2 protein-coding genes are annotated in these 1,428 nt (G+C 38.9%); both read right to left on the bottom strand.

Annotation, left to right across the window (positions count from 1 at the left end):
- Positions 1–462: 462 nt before the first annotated feature.
- Entirely contained in the window at positions 463–858 is a 396-nt protein-coding gene (locus ABVT42_RS22315; protein WP_353898207.1) for a hypothetical protein, read from the bottom strand.
- 83 nt (positions 859–941) lie between these two features.
- Positions 942–1,130 (bottom strand): hypothetical protein, encoded by a 189-nt coding sequence (locus tag ABVT42_RS22310; RefSeq protein ID WP_353898208.1) that lies wholly within the window; start codon positions 1,128–1,130, stop codon positions 942–944.
- Positions 1,131–1,428 lie beyond the last annotated feature (298 nt).

Genomic DNA, 1,428 nt, shown 5'->3' with positions numbered 1-1,428 from the left:
TGATGTTTTTACTGAGTGAGTTGCCAAAGCAGCCCAATGATATCGAGTACTTGATGCCTTGGAATTTTAAGTACCATCAATAGTCAAGCGTGTAATTCGCTGGACGCTTACTGATTAACCATCTCATTGGCGTGCATTTTTAATTTAATAAGTAAGATTGTTTACACCTTAACTGAGCCTGGTAATAACTGGATAAGACAATTAAGCCCGCACCTTGAATAGTGCCTTTATAAGGTTAACCGATGAATGTCTAGTGCCCCTGCTAAACTCTAGGGATAGAACTGAGCAGGCATTGTTGAGAACAAACTAAGAGAGCCTCTATATGTGTTTGCTGTAAGCAGTCGACTTCACAGCTCATAAGACAGACGAAGTAGATAATATTACTAATTAACTGATATTTGGTCACAGAAGTGACCGAAAATAATTACTTTTGCTTATTGACTAGAGAATGGCTCATATGTGTTATGCATATATTTCTACCTTTAAACCACATTCCTCTGCTTGCCCTTTTATGTACTCAGCCTCTAAAACGGAAACATTATCTTCGAATATTCCATTTTCATGTTTGAGCTTTCGAATTAATTCGGAATTTCCAATTTTATTGAAATCTGGGTTGTACTTTTTAAACTTTGGGATATCACTTGACCCAGAATATAAAATTCGCAAAGAACAATACGTGTTCTTTTTTCTTTCAATCTCGGCCAATTCCTTTTCGCTAAACATAAGTTCAGGTGATGGAGATACATGTACACCATCTTCTTCGCCACAACCCGGACAATTCCAAAATGTGTAGCCAGCTAAGCTTGTCTTTGGGTAATCGTATTTATGCCCACACTTTGGACATTGGTATTTTTCCATTTCGTACTACGACTTTCGTTTATGCATAACGCTCAACACTGAAGACGGCACGCCTTTTGTGCTGTTCTTTCAGCTGTTTCTTGTTAGTGATTGTTGTCACAGTCATCGACGTCCTTTTTGATTGAAACATTATTCTTCCATTCGCTTTTGTCGATAAGAACCGATGAGCCACAAATAGTAAGGTCAACTGCATCGTGTGCCTCAGCCAAAGTAATTCGATAATATCCGAGATCGTTTGTTCGAACCGAACCATGCAACCCTACGCCCGGCATGGAAAACATCCTAGATTTATAGTCGGCATACGAAACGTTTATATTAGATGCAGGCGAACCGTTTGAATTCAAAACAATTCCTGTTATCTCAATATTGTATGCCGTCGGGAAAATTGTGCAACCAGACAACAAAGCTGAGAGTATGAGTATTTTTAATTGTTGAGATAGATTCATTTAATTTGATCACTAACGCCAGGCTGTATGGAGAGCGAAGCGATTCCAAACGAGCCCCTTGTTATATTATGGCTTGGTTGAAAGATGTATCGTAGTTAGGGTTTGTCCGCCAACTCCTATGCTA

It is taken from the genome of Aliikangiella maris, assembly GCF_040719265.1.
GTDB classification, from domain to species: domain Bacteria; phylum Pseudomonadota; class Gammaproteobacteria; order Enterobacterales; family Kangiellaceae; genus Aliikangiella; species Aliikangiella maris.
Note: the sequence above shows the minus strand (reverse complement) of the source record. Positions and strands in the feature narration are given on the sequence as shown.